The organism is Streptomyces pinistramenti, assembly GCF_020564935.1.
Taxonomy (GTDB): domain Bacteria; phylum Actinomycetota; class Actinomycetes; order Streptomycetales; family Streptomycetaceae; genus Streptomyces; species Streptomyces pinistramenti.
In genome coordinates this window covers 1-17,919 of sequence record NZ_JAJCXB010000051.1, presented here as the reverse complement: position 1 = coordinate 17,919, position 17,919 = coordinate 1, and the positions used below count along the sequence as shown (strand labels likewise).

Sequence of the window (17,919 nt, the reverse complement as noted above, 5' to 3'; positions counted from 1 at the left end):
TGCGTATACAACTGCTGTATAGTCCCCGGCGTGGCGCCGCGGCCAGTCCGCTCGGCCCCCGCGCCGCCCGTCGGCCCCGCCCGGCCCGCCCGGCTCCTCAGGACGAAGGTCTCCATGTCGCGCACATCGCTGAACACCAACCGCTCCAGCATCACGCACAAGATCGGTTACGCGGTCCGCAACCCGGCCAAGATCACCCCGTACGTCAAGCGCACCGCGCGGGACACCTGGCTGCGGGTCAAGCACCCCAACCACGTGGACTATTACCGCGCCGTGATGGCCTCCGACGCCGGCCGCAACCCGGAGGCCGCGGTCGGCAGCCAAACCCACGACCGCTGGCTGGCCCTGGGCAAGATGCAGTTCGACTACCTCACCGAGCACGGCCTCACCCCGCGCCACCGCATGCTCGACATCGGCTGCGGCAACCTCCGGGCGGGCTGGCGCTTCATCGCGCACCTCGACAGCGGCAATTACTACGGCATCGACATCTCGCCCGACATCCTGATATCCGCGAAGCAGACCCTGACGACGTACGAACTCCAGGACAAGCTGCCGCACTTGACGATCGTTCAGGACCTGAAGCTGGAGTTCCTCCCGGACGCCCACTTCGACGTCGTGCACGCGCACAGCGTCTTCTCGCACTCGCCGATCGGCGTCATCGACGAGTGCTTCGCCCACGTCGGCCGCGTCCTGGCCCCCGGCGGCTTCTTCGACTTCACCTTCGACCGCACCGAGGGAACCGAACACCAGGTCCTGCGCGAGGACTTCTACTACCGGACCGAGACGCTGCTGAAGCTGGCGCGCAAGCACGGACTCGAAGCCCGCTTCATGGACGACTGGGAGACCCGCAAGCACGGCCAGTCCAAGATCCGGGTCAACAACCCGTCCTGAGACGGGACAACAGCCCGTACGGGGCGGCCCCTTCCCCCGAGGCCGCCCCGTACGCCCGCCCCGGGCCGTCCGCGGTCAGCCGCCGCACTCGTCCGTGTCCGCGTGCGGATCGAGCGACAGCCGGTAGCCGCGCTTGACGACCGTCTGGATCAGCTTCGGGGCGCCCAGCGCCACCCGCAGCCGGGCCATCGCCGTCTCCACCGCGTGCTCGTCCCGCCCGGCCCCCGGCAGCGCCCGCAGCAGATCCGCGCGCGAGACCACCCGGCCGGGCCGGCGGGCCAGCGCCCGCAGCAGCGCCATACCGGCCGGCGGCACCGGCCGCAGCCCGCCGTCCACCAGCACCGCGTGCCCGCGCAGTTCCAGCTCCCGCCCGGCGACCGGCAACGTCCGTGCCCGGACCGGGAGTTCCCGGCACAGCAGCTGCACCAGCGGCCCGAGCCGGAAGCGCTCGGGCTGGTGGGTGGGGATGTCGTGAGCCCGGAGCGGCAGCGCCGTCACCGGGCCCACGCAGGCCACCAGTACGTCCCGCCGCAGGGCCGTCAGCACCGCGTCGCCGATCCCCCGCTCCTCGGCCCGGCGCAGCAGCGAGACGGCGGCCGGCGCGCTGGTGAACGTCACCGCGTCCAGGCCGTGCCCGGTCAGCAGGTCGAGCAGCCGGTCCACGGGGCCCAGGTCCTCCGGCGGCATCCACCGGTAGACCGGCACCCCGACGACCTCCGCCCCACCGGCCCGCAGCGCCTCGACGAAGCCGGGCAGCGGCTCACCGTGCAGCTGGACGGCGATCCGCTGCCCCTGCACGCCCGTCTCCAGCAGCCGGTCGAGCACCTCGGCCATCGACTCCGATGCGGGCGACCACTTCTCGGTCAGCCCGGCGGCCCGGATCGCGCCGCGCACCTTCGGCCCGCGCGCCAGCAGTTCCACCCCTGCGAAACGCGCCAGCAGCTCCCCGCCGAGCCCCCAGCCCTCCGCGGCCTCGACCCAGCCGCGGAACCCGATCGCGGTGGTGGCGATGACCACGTCGGGGGCGTGGCCGATCAGGTCGCGGGTGATGGCCAGCAGCTCGGAGTCGTCGGCGAGCGGCACGATCCGCAGGGCCGGCGCGTGCCGCACCTGCGCGCCGCGCCGCTCCAGCAGCGTCCCCAGCTCCTTCGCCCGCCGGGCCGCGGTCACCCCGACGGTGAACCCGGCCAGCGGCGGTACGGCGCCGGGGGCGGCCGCCGCCTGCTCCGGCCCGTCCGCCTCGTGTCCGCCCGCCCCGCGACCGTCCGTGCCGCCGTCCGCCGGCGCTGCCTGCCCGTGCTCAGCCTGCATGGTCCTCGTCCCGCTCCGCCCCGAGTGGTGTGGTGCCTGGTGCTCCGGTACCGCCCGCGGCCACGGCCGGTACCGGAGCGCCGAGCCTGCCAACGGCAGGTGACACCCGAGGTCCCACCGCATTTCCCGGCTGTTACCTGGCGATTCCGGTAGCCGGTGTATCAGACCTCCGCACGGACCCGCACCGGCGTCTCATGCCCCGCCACCGGGCCGGCCTGCGCCCCGCGCCCGGCCCGCCGCAGGTATACGGCCCAGGTCACCACGGAGCACACCGCGTAGCAGGCCAGGAACGACACGAAGGCCGGCGTCCCCGACCCCGTCGTCCCGAACGACTGCCGGAACGCCAGGTTGATCCCCAGGCCGCCGAGCGCACCGACCGCGCCGATCAGCCCCATCGCGGCCCCCGAGAGCCGCCGCCCGTACGCCACCGCCGCCTCGCCGGCCAGCCCGCGCCGCACCGCCTGGGCCTGGAAGATCCCCGGGATCATCTTGTACGTCGAGCCGTTGCCGAGGCCCGTCAGCACGAACAGGGCGGTGAACCCGGCGAGGAAGACCGGCAGCGACGAGGCCGCGGATGCCCGGATCACCACGCCGGTCGCCGCCGCCATCGCCACGAAAGTCCCCAGCGTGATCCGCGCCCCGCCGAACCGGTCCGCCAGCCGCCCGCCCACCGGCCGCAGCAGCGACCCCAGCAGCGGCCCGACGAACGTCAGCGACGCCGCCTGGAGCGGGGTGCGCGCGAACTGGCTCTGGAGCACCAGGCCGAACGCGAAGCTGTACCCGATGAACGACCCGAACGTGCCGACGTACAGCAGCGACATCACCCAGGTGTGCGGCTCACGCGCCGCGTCGCGCGCCGCCCCGGTGTCGTGGGCGACCGGCCCCAGATTGTCCATGTACCGCGCGGCGAGCACCGTCACGAGCACGATCAGCGGCACGTACACCAGCGGCACGAGCCGCGGCTGCGCGGCCCCCGCCGTCCCGATGACCAGCAGCCCCACCAGCTGCACCACCGGCACCCCGACGTTTCCGCCGCCCGCGTTGAGGCCCAGCGCCCAGCCCTTCTTCCGCAGCGGGTAGAAGGCGTTGATGTTCGTCATCGACGAGGCGAAGTTGCCGCCCCCGACCCCGGCCAGCGCCGCGACCACCAAAAACGTCACGTACGACGTCCCCGGCGTCATCACCCACGCCGTCGCCACCGTCGGCACCAGCAGCAACAGCGCGCTGATCACCGTCCAGTTGCGGCCGCCGAACAGCGCGACGGCGAAGCTGTACGGCACCCGCAGCACGCTCCCGACCAGCGTCGGAACGGCCACCAGGAAGAACTTCCCGGCCGGATCGATGCCGTAATCGGGCCCCATGAAGAGCACCATCACCGACCACAGGCTCCAGACCGAGAACCCGATGTGCTCGGACAGCACCGAGAACACCAGATTCCGCCGGGCCACCCGCTCCCCGGACGCCGCCCAGAACCCGGCGTCCTCCGGATCCCACCGCTCGATCCACCGCCCGCCTCGCCTCGTACGGCCACCGGTACCCGCGCGGCCATCCGCCGCGGCCTCGTCCGTCATCGCCTCTCCCAGGGTCAGGTCACAGGACAGCGAAGGTAGCCGGGCCGGATTTCCGCCCCCGTGCCGCCCCGTGACGCAGACGAAACCGTGGTCTCACCGGACGCGGAACGGCCCCGTGAGCACCCGGCCGGTAGACTCCGCGCCTCAAGGCCGCACACAGAGGGAAGCGCGTGAGCTGGTGGGAAGGGGCGCTCGTCGCCCTTGCGTTGGTGTGCCTCGGCTGGTTCGCCGTCGGCAGCCTCGTCAGATCGCTGCTGCAGACGGCAGGTTCGCTGTCCGAGACCGTCCACAGGCTGCGCGAGATGTTCCGCTGACCACCGCCGCGCGTCGAGAGGAAAGGGGGCCGCGTTGATTCCGTTCCTGGGAATCTTCCTCGTCGGCTTCGGCGTGCTGAGCACCTTCCAGGTGCTGCGCGCGAAGAAGCGCATCCACACCATGGTGACCACCGAGACGCTGTCGGCCCAGGAACTCGGGCAACTGCACCGGGCGGCGCTCGAAGCGGTCGGCGCGGGCGCGTTCCGGCAGCTCGCCGAGGTCGCAGGCGTCACCCGCGCCGCTGCCGCGGGCCCGCTGACCTCGCAGCTGAGCCGGACGGAGTGCGTGTGGTTCCGCACCCGGATCACCCGCTCGTACGAGACCCGCGGCAACGGCCCGAACCAGCTCCGCAAGAAGAGCGAGGTGGTGTCCGACTTCCTCAGCCCCGCGCCCTTCCACGTCGAGGACGCGACGGGCCGCACCGCCGTACTCCCCGGGGAGCACCTCATCGACCGGGCGCCGAAGACCCACGACAGGTTCGAGCCGTACCGTCCCGGCGACAACCCGCCGCTCAGCGGGCCCAACATCCCCGGCATCACCCGCAATCAGCGCACCCTCGGCTTCCAGCAGGAGGAGTGGGCCGTCGCCCCCGGGGCCCGCTTCTACGCGCGCGGCGAGGCCCGTGACGACGAGCGCGGCGAACTGGCGGTGAGCGCACCCGCGGACGGCAGCCCGTTCCTGATGGCCGCCGTGTCCGAGCAGGACCTGATCGCCGCCGAGCAGCGCAAGCACGCCGTCTTCCGCGTCTTCGCCTGGGCCTGCACACCGGCCGGCGGCGCCCTTCTCGCCCTCTCCTGCGCGCTGGATCTGATGTAACCGCCCCGGCACCGGAACCCCGCTCCCCCTACGCAGCACCCATCGCCTCCGCGTCCTCCGACGGCAGCCACCACACGGCCTCCGGGACGGCCAACCAGCCTGCCTCATCAGCCAGTTGCCTGGCGGCGGCCCGCAGCGCGTCGGGCCCCGGATGCCGCACCCCTTTGGCCACGGCGCCCGACCGGCCGCGGGCGCCCCGCTCGCCCGCCAGGCCGCCGGATCCTGCGGCCTGGCGGGCGAGTCCAGGCCCGCACCCCCGCGGACCGGCTCAACGAGGGCCTGGCGCTCGCCGCAACCGCCCTGCTCACCGGCAGCGCGGCCGGCGCGGCAGCCGGCGGCAGGGCCGTCGACCTGCTGCCGCCCGGATCCGCCCTCGGCTACGCCGTGCCGTCCCGCGTCGCCGCCCTCGCCCTGGCCGCGCCGCTGCTCCTCGTACGCGCCCCGGGGACGACGGGCAGCCCTGCCGGGCTCCGGACATGACTCAGGCCCCGGTGTCCTGGCGGACACACGGGGCCTGGGCCTCACATGGGAATTGTGGAGATGGCGGGAATCGAACCCGCGTCCAACGGTGCAGAATCAGGGCTTCTCCGAGTGCAGTTCGCTGCGATTTTCTCGGCCCCGGAGATCACGCGAACAAGTCTCCGACGGGCCCAGCCACTGTTTGATTTCCTTCTACACCCCGTGACCGAGTTTAGAAGTTTAGTTCCCTAGCTGATGCCAGGATCCGGGTCGGGAACACCCCCGGGCTGACACTTCGCAAGTCGCTACTTAGGCAGCGAGGGCGAAGGAATCGCGCTTGGTATTGGCGATTATTGTTTGCGACACATGGTTAACGAGATCATTGTCGCTTCCTCGACTCGCTTCCCCTGCTTCGACATCCGCTGTCGAAACCGATCATCCCCATGTTGTTTTTTCAAGAAATAGCCGAACCCCTGACAGCTGAGCTGCGGCTACCTGCTGCACACCCTCCGTGGGGTGCGTTGCCATCGTACGTGACCAACGTCCGAGGGTGCCAGCGTATTCCCGGGCCCGCCCTCCGCGGGCCCCCTTCAGGACCGCTGGCGCCGCCGCGCCGCGGAGATCGCGCGGTCCGTCTCACGGCGGTCCTGCTGCTCGCGGAGCGTCTGCCGCTTGTCGTACTCCTTCTTGCCCTTGGCCAGCGCGATCTCGACCTTGGCCCGGCCGTCCTTGAAGTAGAGCGCCAGCGGCACGATCGTGTGGCCCGATTCCTGGCTCTTGGCCGCCAGCTTGTCGATCTCGACCCGGTGCATCAGCAGCTTCCGCTTGCGGCGGGCACTGTGGTTGGTCCAGGTGCCCTGCGCGTACTCCGGAATGTGGACGTTGTGCAGCCACGCTTCGTTGTCGTCGATCTGGATGAAGCCGTCCACCAGCGATGCCCGGCCCTGCCGCAGCGACTTCACCTCGGTGCCGGTCAGCACCAGGCCGCACTCATAGGTGTCCAGAATGTGGTAGTCGTGCCGCGCTTTCTTGTGCTGCGCGACGAGCTTGCGCCCGGGATCCTTGTCCTTGCCCTTTTGCTTAGCCATAGTGCGGCCATTTTCGCACTACGCACCGCCCCCGAGGCCACTCAATACTGTGCGGGCCCGCTCCTCGGCACCGTCACCCGCCATGAGGTCCGGTGTGATGCCCCGGCCGTCGACCGCCCGGCCCGCCGGAGTCCGGTAGTGGCCGACGGTCAGCTCGGCCACCGAACCGTCCGGCAGCTCACTGGGCATCTGCACCGAACCCTTGCCGAAGGTCGGTGAGCCGACGACCACCGCGCGGCCACGGTCCTGGAGCGCACCGGCCAGCAGCTCGGCCGCACTCATCGTCCCGCCGTCCACGAGGACGACCAGGGGGATACGGGTGTCGCCGCCGCCCTCGGCGTACAGCGCCCGCTGACTGCCGTGCACGTCGTACGTGGCGACCAGGCCGCCGTCCAGGAAGGCGGAGGCGGCGGCCACGGCTTCGGTGACCAGGCCGCCGGTATTGCCGCGCAGGTCGAGCAGCAGCCCGCCGTGCGGCGCCGCGGCGCGTACCGCGTCCCGGATCTGCGCGCCGGTGCCCTTGGTGAACGCCGCGACCTTGATCCGGGTCGGCCCGGCGGCGCCGGCCGGCCGGTCCGTGCGGACGTCATCGGTTCTGAGCCGGATGCGGTGCAGGGCGGCGCTCCACTGCCGGGCGCCGCGCTGCAGGTCCAGCTCCACCGGAGTGCCCTCGCCGCCGCCGCGCAGCCGGGCGACGGTCTCGGTGACCGGACGGCCGCGGGACGGCCGGCCGTCGACGGCGCGCAGCCGGTCGCCCGCGGTGATGCCGGCGCGGGCCGCGGGCCCGCCGGGCCGCACCCGGGAGACCACTGTCCGGCCACCCGCCGCCTGCCGCAGCCACAGGCCGACCCCTACGTAGTCGCCGTCGAGCTGCCGCTGGAAGTCCTCGAACTCGCCGGCCGTGTAGATCGTCGACCAGCGGTCGCCGCTGCGGCTGACGACATCGGCCGCGGCCTGCGCGCCCGACTTGCCGTCCGCCATCGCCTTCGCCGCCGCGTCCTCGACCGCCTCGCGGTCCGCCGTACGGCTCTTGGGCGCGGGCGCCGCGGCCGGTCTGCCGTGGGAGCGGCCCTCGCGTCCGGCCTGCCAACTGCCCGCGGCGGCACCGGTGGCCAGCACGCTCGCGACGACCAACGTCAGAGCCGCCCCGCGGCGGCTGCGGCGGGGCCGGACGAACAATGGCGTGTCCGACATGGCCGCGAGTCTAGGCGACACAAAGGCGCCGCACGGGCAGTTGACCGTACGGCGCCTTGGGAGAAGTTCACACCTTGAGGTACTTGCGCAACGCGAAGAACGCGGCAATCGCAGGCATCACAAGGCCGATCAGCAGAACCAGCGGCAGCACCGACGCGACCGAGTCCCAGCCGATGAAGTCGACCACCTTGATCTTCTGCGCCAGCCAGTTGTTGATGAGCGCGTACTTGCCGCCGACGATCAGCACACACGCGAACACGGCGCCGATCAGGCCCGCGATGGCGGCCTCCATGATGAACGGCATCTGGATGTAGAAGCTGGACGCTCCCACCAGCCGCATGATGCCGGTCTCCCGCCTGCGGCTGAACGCCGACACCCGCACGGTGTTGACGATCAGCAACAGCGCAACGACCAGCATCAGCCCCATCACGCACAGCGCCGCGATCCGCATGCCGTCCAGGAGGTTGAACAGGGGCTCGACGGTTCCCCGTTGGTCCTGCACCTCCTGGACGCCGGGCCGCTCGGAGAACGCCGACTTGATGACCGCGAACTTCGTCGGGTCCTTCAACTTGACCCGGAAGGACTCCGGAAGCTGGTCGGGCGTCACCAGGCCGGCGACGGGAGTGTCACCGAACTGCTGCTTGTAGTGCTTGTACGCCTGGTCACTGGACTCGTACTGCACGCTCTCCACGAGCGGCAGCCGGTTCAGGTCGGCCTTGATCTCCGCCTTCTGCTGCGCGGTCGCCGCTCCCTTGGCGCAATTGCCGCCGGAGTCGTCGTTCTTGTTGCAGAAGAAGATGGAGACGTTGACCTTGTCGTACCAGTAGCCCTTCATGGTGTCGACCTGGTCACTCATCAGCAGCGAGGCACCGAACAGGCCGAGCGAGAGGGCTACGGAGACGATGACGGCGAAGGTCATCGTGAGGTTACGGCGGAGACCGACGCCGATCTCCGACAGGACGAACTGGGCGCGCATGGCGTCCTTTCAGTGCTGGTAGCCGTACACGCCGCGCGACTGGTCGCGTACGAGCCGGCCCTTCTCAAGTTCCATGACCCGCTTGCGCATCTGGTCGACGATCTGCTGATCGTGGGTGGCCATGACCACCGTCGTACCGGTCCTGTTGATCCGGTCCAGCAGCTTCATGATGCCGACGGAGGTCTGCGGGTCGAGGTTGCCGGTCGGTTCGTCGGCGATGAGCAGCATCGGCCGGTTGACGAACGCCCGCGCGATGGCGACGCGCTGCTGCTCACCACCGGACAGCTCGCCCGGCATCCGGTCCTCTTTGCCGCCGAGGCCGACGAGTTCGAGGACTTCGGGGACCGTCTTGCGGATCTGGCCGCGCGGCTTGCCGATGACTTCGAGGGCGAACGCGACGTTCTGGCCGACCGTCTTGTTGGGGAGCAGCCGGAAGTCCTGGAAGACCGTGCCCACCTGGCGCCGCATCTGCGGCACCTTCCAGTTGGACAGCTTCGCAAGGTCCTTCCCCAGGACGTGTACGGCACCATGACTGGCGCGCTCCTCGCGCAACAGCAGGCGCAGGAAAGTGGACTTACCGGAGCCCGAGGACCCCACCAGGAAGACGAACTCGCCGCGCTCGATCTCCAGGGAGACATCCCTGAGTGCGGGGCGGTTCTGCTTCGGGTAAGTCTTGGAGACGTTGTCGAATCGGATCACTGATGCACCACGGTCGACCTGGATAGGGACACGGGTTGCCGGGTTGCGGCTCCCGTCGGTGTGCGTGACCCTACGCGAACCTCCGACGGCGGCGCAGTCGGCGACCATGGTTGGTGCGTTTATTCACGGTGCCTACGGGACAAAAGCTGCGCATTCCGGCGGGGCGCGCCGTTCCGTTACGGAGCTGGCACAGTGGTAAGGGGAACACTCGCGCTTCCCCGAGCGTTGGGGCTGTGGAGAAGGAGGTCGCATGACGTACGACCGATTGGTGTGCGCCAACTGCGCGGCCCCTGTGAGTGAGGGCCGCTGCCCTGTGTGCCGCGCGAACAGAGAGCGGCTGCAGCAGCAGGCGGGCGGAATGTTCGCCCACCTCAATCCGGCCATGCTGCTGGCGCTCCTGGTGGCCCTGATCGCGGTGGCCCTGCTGCTGCACCAAGCCGTCTGAGCACCCACCGGCAGGGCGCGGAAACCGTACGGCGCCCATTCAGCCACACCAGGCCGTTTCCGGCCGCATAAGGCCATATCCGGCCGCATCGACGCAAGGCCGAGGGGCCCGGAGTGTGTGCACACTCCGGGCCCCTCGACTGTGGAACGGGTCGGCGTCAGGCCGCTGCCGCGCCGCCACCGTTCTTGTTGATCAGGCGGGGCAGCAGGCGGAAGCCGATGCCGCCGGCGATCATCGTCGCCGCGCCGACGAGCAGGAAGGTCGTACCGGAAGCACCGGTCTCGGCCAGCTCGCCACCCTTGGCCTGCTGCTTGGCCTGGCCGGGGGTGTCCGCGATCTGCTCCTTGGACTGGCCCGGCTGCTCGATCGGCTTGCTGCCGGCGTTGTCGGTGCCGGTGCCGTCGCCACCGGTGGTGCCGCCACCGCTGGTGCTGCCGCCCGTGCTGCCGCTGCCGCCGGTGGTGCTGCCGTCGTGGCCGCCGGTCTGGCCGCCGTTGCTGTGGCCGCCGGTCTGACCACCGTTGTCGTGACCGCCGGTCTGACCACCACTGCTGTGGCCGCCGGTCTGGCCACCGTTCTCGTGGCCACCGGTCTGGCCACCGTTCTCGTGGCCACCGGTCTGGCCACCGTTCTCGTGACCGCCGGTCTGGCCGCCGTTCTCCTGACCGCCATTTTCCTGGCCACCGGTCTGCTGACCGCCGGTCTCCTGGCCACCGGTCTCCTGACCGCCGGTCTCCTGACCACCGGTCTCCTGACCACCGATCAGGCCGCCGTCCTGCTGGCCGCCGTCCGTGCCGCCGTTGTCCTGGCCGCCGTTGTCGCCGCCGGTGTCGCCACCGTTGTCGTCACAGAAAAGGTGCAGCGGGTCCAGCGGGTTGCACTGGCTCGCGCCGTCCTGGCCGCCGGGCGTGGCCGCGGAGGCCGCGCCGGCAGCGGTGAGCGACGCACCGGCCGCGATCACCGCGCTGGCCGCAATACGCGCAACGCGCAGCCGCGTCTTCTTGGTCATGTGTCTGCTACCCCCAGTAGCTGAACTCGTCAATGGAGCATCTCTGTTCGGGGCCACGGCGTCAGGGGTTCACGCGAGTACACGGCTCCGCTCACAGGCGGGCCGCTCATCTCCCCGTTCACACACGCGCGCCCCAGACAGACGCATGCCGCGCCCAGCCTTCCCAGTTCTCCCAGCAACGTCAAGGCCGAATAAAGCCTTTACGCCCGAATTGCTGAAGAATTGGACGTTACGTGGACGTACGACTGTGACCTAACCGCCATAGCAAAAACAACTGCCCCCTCGTGGGGGACAGTTGTTTCCGGGTCGGAACGGGCCGATACCGCTGCTTACTTGCCCTGTTCCTGCTGCTTGCGCCAGCGGATCCCGGCCTCCAGGAAGCCGTCGATGTCGCCGTCCAGGACACCGGTCGGGTTGCCGACCTCGAACTCCGTCCGCAGGTCCTTGACCATCTGGTAGGGGTGCAGGACGTACGAACGCATCTGGTTTCCCCAGGAGTTGCCGCCGTCGCCCTTGAGCGCGTCCATCTTCGCCTGCTCCTCCTGGCGGCGGCGTTCGAGCAGCTTGGCCTGGAGGACGTTCATCGCGGTCGCCTTGTTCTGGATCTGCGAGCGCTCGTTCTGGCAGGAGACCACGATGCCGGTGGGGAGGTGCGTCAGACGGACGGCGGAGTCCGTGGTGTTGACGCCCTGGCCGCCGGGGCCCGAGGAACGGTAGACGTCCACCCGCAGCTCGGACTCGTCGATCTCGATGTGGTCGGTCTGCTCGACGACCGGCAGCACCTCGACGCCGGCGAACGACGTCTGGCGGCGGCCCTGATTGTCGAACGGCGAGATGCGCACCAGGCGGTGGGTGCCCTGCTCGACGGAGAGGGTTCCGTAGGCGTACGGCACCTGGACGGCGAAGGTGGTCGACTTGATGCCGGCCTCTTCGGCGTACGAGGTTTCGTAGACCTCGGTCTTGTAGCCGTGCCGCTCGGCCCAGCGGAGGTACATGCGCTGGAGCTTCTCGGCGAAGTCGGCGGCGTCCACTCCGCCGGCCTCGGCCCGGATGTTGACGAGGGCCTCACGGGAGTCGTACTCACCGGAGAGCAGGGTGCGGACCTCCAGCTCGTCCACCGCCTTGCGGACGGCGTTCAGCTCCGCCTCGGCCTCGGTGCGCGTGTCCTCGTCGTCCTCGGCCTCGGCCAGCTCGAAGAGGACCTCCAGGTCGTCGACCCGGGCGCGCAGCTCCTCGGCACGGCGCAGCTGGCCCTGGAGGTACGACAGCCGACTGGTGATCTTCTGTGCACTCTCCGGGTCGTCCCACAGGGACGGCGCCGCGGCCTGCTCCTCAAGCACGGCGATATCGGCCCTCATCTTGTCGAGGTCCAGGACGGCCTCGATCGACCCCATGGTCGAGGAGAGGGACTTCAGCTCTTCGGAAACATCGACGACTGCCACGCACCCAGCCTAACGGCTGCCGCCGACAGCGTGCCCAAGCCCCGTCACGGCGACCGGCCGGGCACCCCGGGCCGCCCGGCACCGGCACCCTCCGGCCGTCACGCAGCGCCACGGCCGGGGGCGGCCCGCGTCACCGGAGGGGATCAGGGCGCGGCGGGATCCGGCTGTTCGATGCCCGGCCCGGCGTCCCCGTGGTCGCCGTCACCCGAGGCCAGCCAGCCGCCGAGGCCCGCGGCGACGACCAGCGCGGCGGCCGCCGCCCCGAGCTTGATGCGGCGCTTGCGCACCGCCTCCGGTGACGAACGGTGACGGGCCGATCCCGCCCGGCGTTCGCCCGCCGCCCGCGGAGTGCGCGCGGTGCCGTGCGCGCCGCCGGCCAGCTCGTCGGGGCCCGGCACCCGCATGCTGGTGTGCGTCTCGCGGTTCGAGTCGGGCACCGACCCCTGTACGAGCGGCACCGCTCCCCTGGCCGGGGCGGCATCGGCCGGCGCCACCGGGGGATAGAGCCCTTCCTCCTGGCCTCCGGAGGCCGCGGCGTCCTGCTCGTCCTCCGGGTCCTCGCTGCCCGGCTCGTCGATGTCCAGCGGCGGGATGCCGGCGAGCCCGGGGAGCAGCTCGCGCAGCCGGGTGGCCAGCTCCGGTGCGCGCAGCCGGGAGGCGGGGGCCTTGGCCAGGCACTGGAGAAGCAGCTGCCACAGCTCGTCGGGGATGCCGGGCAGCGGCGCCACCCGTTCGGTGACGTGGCGGCGCAGCACCGCTCCGGGGTGCCCGCCGCCGAACGGCGTGAAGCCGGCCAGCATCTCGTACAGGACGGTCGCCAGTGCGTAGACGTCCACGGAGGCGCGCGGCGGCAGGCCCTCGATGATCTCGGGGGCGAGGTAGTCGGGGGTGCCGATGACCTTGGTCGCGCGGGTCCTCCGGGGGGAGTCCACGAGGCGGGCGATACCGAAGTCGGTCAGCAGCGCGGGGTGCGCCCCTCCGGGGCCGAGCGGGCCCTGCATGTCCAGGAGGACGTTCTCCGGCTTGACGTCGCGGTGCACGATCCTGGCGGCGTGCGCGGCGGCCAGCCCGTCCGCGACGTCGGCGGCGATGGCGCAGGCGGCCTCCGGGGGCAGCCGCCGCTCCCGCTCCAGCCGGGTCCGCAGGTCGGTGCCCCGTACGAGGTCCATGACCAGGGCGAGGTCGTTGCCGTCGACCACGAGGTCGCGCACGCCGACGACCCTCGGGTGGTCCAGGCTCAGCAGCGCCGTACGTTCCTGTACGAAGCGGCCGACGAGTTCCTGGTCGGATGCGAGGTCCTCACGCAACAGCTTGATGGCCACGGCCCCTTCGGGGCCCTCGCCCAGCCATACCGTGCCGGCACTGCCGCGTCCCAGGATCTGGTGGGCGGTGTACCGGCTGCCGATCTTCCGTGCCAAGACTGCTCCGACGTGTCGGGCCCCCGAGCGTCCTGCGGAGGCTGAAGTTGGCGTCAAAGCTACGCGGGTACCGGGGGGTTCCGTGCCCCGGAAGGCGGCAACCTTCACTTCTGTGGGAGAAATCGCCGCCGGAAGTCGACAAATCCACAGGGTCGTCCGGCGGGGATCCCCGGAGACCTCCGGCCTGCGGAGCCCTCCGGGGCAGGCGGGCTCCCGAGGTGTCCCCGGGAGCCGTTCGGGCCCGGCCTAGAACTTGTTGCCCAGTCCTTCGATGAAGTCCCGCACCCCGGCGACGACGTCCCCGATCTGAGTGAAGAACCCCTTGGTGGTGCCGATCCACTCCTGGAGCGGGGTCAGCTCCCAGATCAGCCAGCTCGCCACGAACAGGATGACGATCGTGAACAGGCAGCCCTTGAGGCAGCCCAGGCCCGGGATCCGCATCGGGTTGGCGCTGCGCTGACGGGGCTCACGGCGCGGCCGCGGCTCCGGGGCGGGCGGCCGCTGCGGTTCGTAGTGCTGCGGCGGCGGCTCCTGGCGGCGCTGCGGGGCCTGCGGCTGCTGCTGCGCGTACGGCACCGGGGCAGGCTGCGGGCGGTACTGCTGCGGCTGTTGCTGGGGCGGCTGCTGCGGGGCGGCCGGGCGGCGCTGCGGGCGGCGGCGCAGCGGGTCGTCGCCGGGCTCCAGGTACTGCACCTGGGTCTGGTCGTTGCGGTCGCGCGCGGCCCGCATCTGGGACTCCCAGGGATGCGGCCCGTCAGGGTCCTGCGGGCCGCCACCGGGCGGGCCGCCCGGCATCGGGGGCACCGGCGGCATCACGCGGGTCGGATCGGCGTTCGGCCCGCCGGGAGCGCCGGTCTGTGGCAGCACGTTGGTCGCGGCCGCCGGATCGAAGGAGCCGGCATTGGACGGCAGGACCTGGGTGGGGTCGGCGTCGCCCGCACCGGGGCCGCCGTTCTCCGTGCCGGGGACCGTCGCCGGCGCCGGGTCGGGGGCGAGCAGCGCGGCGACGCCGAGCGCCGCCTCCGCCTGGGCCGGGGTGGCGTGCACGCCGACGCCGGCCGCGACGGTGCGCAGCGCGCGGGCGAGGTTCTCGGCGCTGGGCCGGCCCTCGGGCTGCTTGCTCAGACAGCGCTCTATGACCGTCCACAGCGGTTCGGGCACCGAGCCGGGACGCTGCGGTTCCTCGCTGAGGTGACGGTGCAGGACCTCCAGGGCGGTCGATCCGGCGAACGGCGGGCGGCCGGTGACCAGCTCGTACAGCAGGATGCCGGCGCCGTAGATGTCGACGGCCGAGGTCTGCGGGCGGCCCTCGGCGGACTCCGGCGCGACGTACGCGGGGGTGCCCACGAATTCGTGGGTGCGGGTCAGGCCCGGGGAATCGGCGAGCCGGGCGATGCCGAAGTCGGTCAGCATCGGGTGCATCTCGCCGCCGCCGTCGGACCCGGCGAGCAGGACGTTGGCGGGCTTGAGGTCGCGGTGCACCACGCCGTCCGCGTGGCTGGCGGCCAGCGCGTCGGCGATCTGCGCGGTGAGCAGGGAGGCCGCCACCGGGCTGAAGGGACCGTTGTCCCGGAGGTAGCGGTGCAGGTCGGGGCCGTCGACCAGGTCCATGACGAGCGCGAGCATGTCGCCCTCGACCACGAGGTCGCGGGTCCGCACGATGTTGGGGTGGGTGAGCCGCAACAGGACGGAGCGCTCCCGCAGGAAGCGCATCACCACATCCGCGTCGTGCGCCAGCTCTTCCTTGAGGACCTTGATCGCGACCGTCTCGCCGGGCTCGCCGGCCACCGCGGCCTCGGCCCCCGCCGCCTCCCGCTGACGCGCACGCCAGACGGTGCCCGTGGCGCCGCGTCCCAGCGGCTCCTCAAGCAGGTACTTGCTGCCTACCGGCCGCACGTCATGCGCTCCCTGGTCGTGATCGAACTCTGTCCGGCCCGCTGGGTCAGCTCGCGGCCCGTCGCCCCACTGTAGTGCCGACGTACAAGCCCGTCGGCGTGGCGGATCGTGCGGGGCTCGTGGGGAAGACGCCCGTTCCGGACGGATGGTTGCCGCGGGGCGGCAGGCGATCTTCGCGGCCCGCTCGGGCGGCCGGACGGGGAAACCGCGCACGCCGCGGGCCCGCGGTTTCCCTGTCCGGCCGGCAACCGGCAAGATCATTGAGTGCCGGTCGGCGGGCGTGTTGTCAGTGGCAGGTGCGAGGATGCATCCAGCACGCATGCGGAGGGGGAGCGCGCTCTCGGTCGCACCGTGCACTTGGGACTTGTACGAGCCGACGCGCTCGGGCGCGGTGGGGGATTGATCGGGGCCCCTGCCGAACTCCCCGGGCAGAAGGGACCGTTGACGGCGATGCAGATCCGGCTGACCGTCCTCGGGCCGCGCAGCGGCCACCCCACGCGGGCCTGTGACGTGCTCGTGACGGCCCCTGCCGGGACCGCACTTGCGGCGGTGGCCGGTTCGCTCGCCGCGTCGGTCGCCGGCAGCGGCGCGGACGTCGGCGCGTCCGGTGGCGGGCCCGTCGTCCTGTTCGCGGGCAGCGAGCGGCTCGACCCGCAGCGCGCCGCGCTCGGCGAACCCCCGCTGATCGACGGCGCGGTGCTCTCCCTCCAGGCCCCCGGTCCCGACCCCGCCCACGGCCTGCCGCACGGCCCGGCCCGGCTGCGCGTGGTCTCCGGCCCCGACGCCGGCGGCGTCCACCTGCTGCACGGCGGCCAGATCCACATCGGCCGCTCCGCCGACGCCGACGTCCCCCTCGACGACCCGGACGTCTCCCGGCTGCACTGCGCCGTGACGGTCGAGGCGGACGGTTCGGTGTACGTCGCCGACCTGCGCTCCACGAACGGCACCGTCGTCGACGGCGCCGAACTCGCCGCGCACCCCGCGCCGCTGCACGCGGGCACCCTGCTGCGCATCGGCGAGTCCGCGCTGCGCCTCCAGCCCTCGTCCGGCACCCCCGACCCCGCGCTCCAGGCCACCCCGGACGGCGAGGGCCACCTCCGGGTGCGCCCCGGCGACACGGGCACGCCGGACGCCGACGGCGGCGCGGGCGAGGAGCGGGAGCCGGGCCGGGGCGGCGCGGCGGGAGCGGGCGGCCCGTACGGCGGCTCGTACGACGCATCCGGTGTGCGCGGCGCGGCCTCCGGCCCGTCCGGTGGCGCGGCTCCGGCGGAGACTCCGGGGCGGCAGGGCGAGGGCTCCGAGCCCCGTGGCGTCCCGGGGCTCCGGCATCCGCAAGCGGCCCGGGGGCCGGCCACGCCGTCGGCTCCGTATGCCCAGGGCCCGGCCGGAACCGCGTACGCCCCCGGGGCGGCCCCTGATCCGTACGGTCCCGGCGCCCGCGAAGCCGGAGCGCTGCCCAGCGGGTCCGGCGACGGCGCGCGGCCCGGAGCGTACGACGCGCACGGCGCCGCCCGTGATCCGCGCGCGCCGTACCCCGGCGGCGGGCTGAGCAGCGCGGTGGCGAGCAGCGCGGCGCGCGGCCAGGAGCGGCAGGACACGCCGCTGCACGGCACCCCGATCTCCGCCCGCGGGCAGCAGCACCCCGGCAGCGCGCCGCCGCCCGCCGACGACGCGCCCGCCCACCGCCGTCCCGAATACCCCGGCCACCCCGGATCCGGCTCCCCCTACGGCGGCCACGACCCGCACGACGGCCGCTTCGCCTCCGCCCACGGCACTCCGGGCGATCCCCGCGCCCAGGAGTCGTCCCGGCAGGGAACCCCGCTGCGCGGCACCACCCCCGAGGGCTTCGGGCCGGGGGTCCGCGAGCGCTCGGACGCCGGGCCCGCGGGCGCCGGGGACGGTACGCACGGCGGGCAGCAGGAGCTAGCGCCCCCCGCCGGGATGTCCCGTAAGGGCGGGCGGCGCGGCGGCATCGGTGCGTGGGCGCGCCGGCTCGCGGGCGGCCGGCCGGCCGTGGACGGCCCGGAGGAGGCCGCCGCCCCGCAGGCCCGGCCTGCCGCCGCGGCAGCCGATACCGGCCATCCCGCCGACGAGGCCGCGCAGGACGCCGCGCCGCCGTCCGGGCCCGCGGCGCTCGAGCGGTGGCCGGACGCCGCCGCCGTGCTGCTGACGGCGCTCGGTCCCGGCCCCCGCCTGTGGGAGCGCGATCAGGACCATCCGGACGCGCTGGCCGTCCGGCTCGGCACGGCGTCCAGAGCCGGCGGCCGGGCTGCCGTCCCGGTCGCCGTCGAACTGCGGCGGGCGGGCGCACGCGGCCTCGCGGGGCCGCGCGCCCGGCTCGCGGGACTCGCCCGCTCGGCCCTCGCCCAGCTCGCCGCCCTGCACTCCC

The 17,919-nt window shown here is 72.5% G+C and carries 15 protein-coding genes and 1 other RNA gene; 5 read left to right on the top strand and 11 right to left on the bottom strand.

Going from position 1 to position 17,919, the window contains the following annotated elements:
• Nucleotides 1-114: 114 nt before the first annotated feature.
• Entirely contained in the window at nt 115-891 is a 777-nt protein-coding gene (locus tag LIU39_RS27210) for a class I SAM-dependent methyltransferase (RefSeq protein WP_227049548.1), read from the top strand.
• A 75-nt stretch (nt 892-966) separates the two neighbouring features.
• Here LIU39_RS27210 and LIU39_RS27205 read toward each other — a convergent pair whose 3' ends face one another.
• Nucleotides 967-2,202, bottom strand: a complete 1,236-nt coding sequence (locus LIU39_RS27205; RefSeq protein ID WP_227049547.1) for a uroporphyrinogen-III synthase — start codon at nt 2,200-2,202, stop codon at nt 967-969.
• A gap of 161 nt (nt 2,203-2,363) precedes the next feature.
• Entirely contained in the window at nt 2,364-3,773 is a 1,410-nt protein-coding gene (locus tag LIU39_RS27200) for a nitrate/nitrite transporter (protein WP_227049546.1), read from the bottom strand.
• A gap of 170 nt (nt 3,774-3,943) precedes the next feature.
• Between LIU39_RS27200 and LIU39_RS27195 the strand changes: the two genes are divergently transcribed.
• Nucleotides 3,944-4,087: a hypothetical protein gene (locus tag LIU39_RS27195; RefSeq protein WP_227049545.1), complete on the top strand. Its 144-nt coding sequence runs from the start codon at nt 3,944-3,946 to the stop codon at nt 4,085-4,087.
• A gap of 34 nt (nt 4,088-4,121) precedes the next feature.
• Nucleotides 4,122-4,904, top strand: coding sequence for a GIDE domain-containing protein (locus tag LIU39_RS27190; RefSeq protein WP_227049544.1), 783 nt, complete (start codon nt 4,122-4,124; stop codon nt 4,902-4,904).
• A gap of 532 nt (nt 4,905-5,436) precedes the next feature.
• Here LIU39_RS27190 and ssrA read toward each other — a convergent pair.
• The 5 genes from ssrA to ftsE form a co-directional block, all read right to left on the bottom strand.
• Nucleotides 5,437-5,806, bottom strand: a transfer-messenger RNA (tmRNA) gene (gene ssrA, locus LIU39_RS27180).
• 147 nt (nt 5,807-5,953) lie between these two features.
• Nucleotides 5,954-6,451, bottom strand: coding sequence for an SsrA-binding protein SmpB (gene smpB, locus LIU39_RS27175; protein WP_227049543.1), 498 nt, complete (start codon nt 6,449-6,451; stop codon nt 5,954-5,956).
• Between the two features lie 18 nt (nt 6,452-6,469).
• On the bottom strand, nt 6,470-7,645 hold the full coding sequence (locus LIU39_RS27170) for a S41 family peptidase (protein ID WP_227049542.1): 1,176 nt from the start codon (nt 7,643-7,645) through the stop codon (nt 6,470-6,472).
• Between the two features lie 67 nt (nt 7,646-7,712).
• Nucleotides 7,713-8,621 carry a permease-like cell division protein FtsX gene (gene ftsX, locus LIU39_RS27165; protein WP_227049541.1) on the bottom strand — a complete coding sequence of 303 codons (909 nt, stop codon included), beginning with the start codon at nt 8,619-8,621 and terminating at the stop codon, nt 7,713-7,715.
• A 9-nt stretch (nt 8,622-8,630) separates the two neighbouring features.
• On the bottom strand, nt 8,631-9,320 hold the full coding sequence (ftsE, locus tag LIU39_RS27160) for a cell division ATP-binding protein FtsE (RefSeq protein WP_030069385.1): 690 nt from the start codon (nt 9,318-9,320) through the stop codon (nt 8,631-8,633).
• 250 nt (nt 9,321-9,570) lie between these two features.
• Here ftsE and LIU39_RS27155 point away from each other — a divergent pair, with 250 nt between their 5' ends.
• On the top strand, nt 9,571-9,765 hold the full coding sequence (locus tag LIU39_RS27155; RefSeq protein WP_227049540.1) for a hypothetical protein: 195 nt from the start codon (nt 9,571-9,573) through the stop codon (nt 9,763-9,765).
• A gap of 157 nt (nt 9,766-9,922) precedes the next feature.
• On the opposite strand, the gene LIU39_RS27150 is transcribed toward LIU39_RS27155, so the two are convergent.
• The 4 genes from LIU39_RS27150 to LIU39_RS27135 form a co-directional block, all read right to left on the bottom strand.
• Nucleotides 9,923-10,774, bottom strand: a complete 852-nt coding sequence (locus LIU39_RS27150) for a hypothetical protein (protein ID WP_227049539.1) — start codon at nt 10,772-10,774, stop codon at nt 9,923-9,925.
• Nucleotides 10,775-11,103: 329 nt separating this feature from the next.
• Nucleotides 11,104-12,216: a peptide chain release factor 2 gene (gene prfB / locus LIU39_RS27145; RefSeq protein ID WP_227049538.1), complete on the bottom strand. Its 1,113-nt coding sequence runs from the start codon at nt 12,214-12,216 to the stop codon at nt 11,104-11,106.
• 143 nt (nt 12,217-12,359) lie between these two features.
• A complete protein-coding gene (locus LIU39_RS27140; RefSeq protein WP_227049537.1) occupies nt 12,360-13,634 on the bottom strand; it encodes a serine/threonine-protein kinase in 1,275 nt (424 codons plus the stop codon).
• A 246-nt stretch (nt 13,635-13,880) separates the two neighbouring features.
• Nucleotides 13,881-15,530, bottom strand: coding sequence for a serine/threonine-protein kinase (locus LIU39_RS27135; protein ID WP_227049536.1), 1,650 nt, complete (start codon nt 15,528-15,530; stop codon nt 13,881-13,883).
• Between the two features lie 450 nt (nt 15,531-15,980).
• Between LIU39_RS27135 and LIU39_RS27130 the strand changes: the two genes are divergently transcribed.
• Nucleotides 15,981-17,919 (top strand): FHA domain-containing protein (locus tag LIU39_RS27130; protein WP_227049574.1); only part of this gene is annotated, 1,939 nt, incomplete at its 3' end.

Excerpts from the sequence above, each read along its gene's own strand:
- LIU39_RS27210 (WP_227049548.1), top strand. The coding sequence starts at position 115 with ATGTCGCGCACATCGCTGAACACCAACCGCTCCAGCATCACGCACAAG.
- LIU39_RS27205 (WP_227049547.1), bottom strand. The coding sequence starts at position 2,202 with ATGCAGGCTGAGCACGGGCAGGCAGCGCCGGCGGACGGCGGCACGGAC.
- LIU39_RS27200 (WP_227049546.1), bottom strand. The coding sequence starts at position 3,773 with ATGACGGACGAGGCCGCGGCGGATGGCCGCGCGGGTACCGGTGGCCGT.
- smpB (WP_227049543.1), bottom strand. The coding sequence starts at position 6,451 with ATGGCTAAGCAAAAGGGCAAGGACAAGGATCCCGGGCGCAAGCTCGTC.
- LIU39_RS27170 (WP_227049542.1), bottom strand. The coding sequence starts at position 7,645 with ATGTCGGACACGCCATTGTTCGTCCGGCCCCGCCGCAGCCGCCGCGGG.
- ftsX (WP_227049541.1), bottom strand. The coding sequence starts at position 8,621 with ATGCGCGCCCAGTTCGTCCTGTCGGAGATCGGCGTCGGTCTCCGCCGT.
- LIU39_RS27155 (WP_227049540.1), top strand. The coding sequence starts at position 9,571 with ATGACGTACGACCGATTGGTGTGCGCCAACTGCGCGGCCCCTGTGAGT.
- LIU39_RS27150 (WP_227049539.1), bottom strand. The coding sequence starts at position 10,774 with ATGACCAAGAAGACGCGGCTGCGCGTTGCGCGTATTGCGGCCAGCGCG.